Origin of the sequence: Hahella sp. HN01, assembly GCF_018986435.1 — a bacterium.
Classification (GTDB): domain Bacteria; phylum Pseudomonadota; class Gammaproteobacteria; order Pseudomonadales; family Oleiphilaceae; genus Hahella.
Genome location: NZ_JAHMIN010000109.1, coordinates 1 through 1,900, shown reverse-complemented (window position 1 = coordinate 1,900; position 1,900 = coordinate 1). Strand labels below are relative to the sequence as shown.

The 1,900-nt window shown below is 52.5% G+C and carries 2 protein-coding genes; one reads left to right on the top strand and one right to left on the bottom strand.

Features of this window, described 5'->3' with window-relative positions; all coding sequences use genetic code 11:
- The first annotated feature begins 196 nt into the window (after nt 1-196).
- The gene (locus KP814_RS32415; RefSeq protein WP_371824114.1) at nt 197-1,774 is read left to right on the top strand and encodes an RHS repeat-associated core domain-containing protein; all 1,578 of its coding nucleotides are present in this window, start codon (nt 197-199) and stop codon (nt 1,772-1,774) included.
- 8 nt (nt 1,775-1,782) lie between these two features.
- Here KP814_RS32415 and KP814_RS32410 read toward each other — a convergent pair.
- A partial coding sequence (locus KP814_RS32410) for an IS3 family transposase (protein ID WP_216739517.1) occupies nt 1,783-1,900 on the bottom strand: 118 nt, incomplete at its 5' end.

Below are 1,900 nucleotides of genomic sequence, written 5' to 3'. Positions count from 1 at the left end.
TGCGCGATGGCCTCTTTGTACAGGATCATTAAATCGACCGGGCTCAGCGCGCCAACACCACCGAGATGACTACTGATATTAAGGGTGACAAACGTCGCAAGAATAAGCAGATAGACAGTAATCAGAGGCCGCATCAGGCCCCGGATAGCCTCCACGAACCACATCCTATAAGTTTGGCTCTGCTCTGAACTGGCTGGTGGAAGAGACTCAGCCGACTGGCGCGGTGCTCAGCTACAGCTATGACAAAGCGGGCAATAAAACCTCCGCCATTGTCACCCATCAGGGTAAAGCGGAAACGACCACATACCTGTACGATGCGTTAAACCGTCTGAGCAAAGTAATCGATCCTCAGGGCGGCGAGACTCTGTACGCCTACGATGCGGTGGGCAACCGTGAGAGCGTGACGCAAGCCAACGGGCAAACCACCGCCTATGTCTACGACGCTCTGAACCGACTGACGCGTCAGACCACGACGGATGCGGCGGGTAATGTCATCGCCGACTACCGTTACACCCTGCACAGCACGGGGAGACGGGAGCAAATTGAAGAGTTGCATAACGGCCGGGTGTCGACCTATACCTATGACGCTCTGTATCGCCTGACGCATGACGTCATCAGCGATCCGGTCAATGGTGACTACAGCGCGGAATACCGTTTCGACAACGTTGGCAACCGTACCTACAACATCATCGACGGCGTGCACACCGCCTACAGCTACGATGACAATGACCGCCTGACGCAACAGGGCGGCGTCACCTACGCCTATGACGCCAACGGCAATACGCTGACGGAAACCGAAGACGGTCTGGTCACGGCTCGTTACACCTACAGCGCGAAGAACAAACTCCTCGCGGTAACAAAAGCGGGCGAGACCACCAGCTTTGGCTATAACCCAGACGGCATTCGCACCCGGAAAGCGGGAAGCGGCGCCACCACCGACTTTATCGTCGACCAGAACCGCGACTACGCTCAAGTACTGCAAGAAGTCGTCAACGGCGCCAAGCAAGTCAGCTACGTCTACGGCGATGACCTGCTAAGCCAGGCAAGAGCCGGCGACGTCAGCTACTATGTCTACGACGGCCAAGGCTCCGTCCGCTCTTTAACAAGCCAGACCGGCGTCCAAACCGACAGCTACCACTACGACGCCTTCGGCATCCTGCTGCACAGCGAAGGATACACCCCGAACAGCTACCTGTACACCGGAGAGCAATACGATGCATCCTTGGATCAGTATTACCTAAGGGCGAGGTATTACGACCAGAACCAGGGGCGGTTTACGCAGATGGATACTTGGATGGGGGTTAACTCTGATCCTGTTACGTTGCATAAGTATCTTTATGCGAATGCTGACTCGGTAAACAACATTGACCCTTCGGGCAAGTTCTCGATAGGGCAACTGATGGCAGGTGTTCAGGCAACAGGAAGATTAGCAGCCATGGCTGTGGTCCGTATAAGGTCACTAGCGTCCGCTGCAATGAGTAGTGGTGGTACCGCGTCTGGAGCTGCAAATATCCTGGCCCGCTCTTATAAGTTTTTAAGAGGCATAGCTAAAAAGTGTAAACCTGGCAAAGCAGACAAGGGTAATATATGTACATATGCTGTTGGGTATGTGAAAGCGGAGGCTAAGGTAGAGTTTTTGTTAGCTAGTACACCTTCAAAATGGACTAAGAAAAATAGAATATCAACTATTGTTGGTGCATTTGATATGAAAACGACTAAAGCGTCAGCGGCATTTAATTTAGGGAAGAGAGCTGATCCTGCCCACAAAGATTAGACACGTCATTAAGCGACTTTCGATACTTCATAACTCTCTGGGCTGAGATATCCATTTGCGCTGTGAAGACGGGTTCGATTGTAATCCACTTCGATATACTCAAACACGGCTTCACGCATTTCTTGT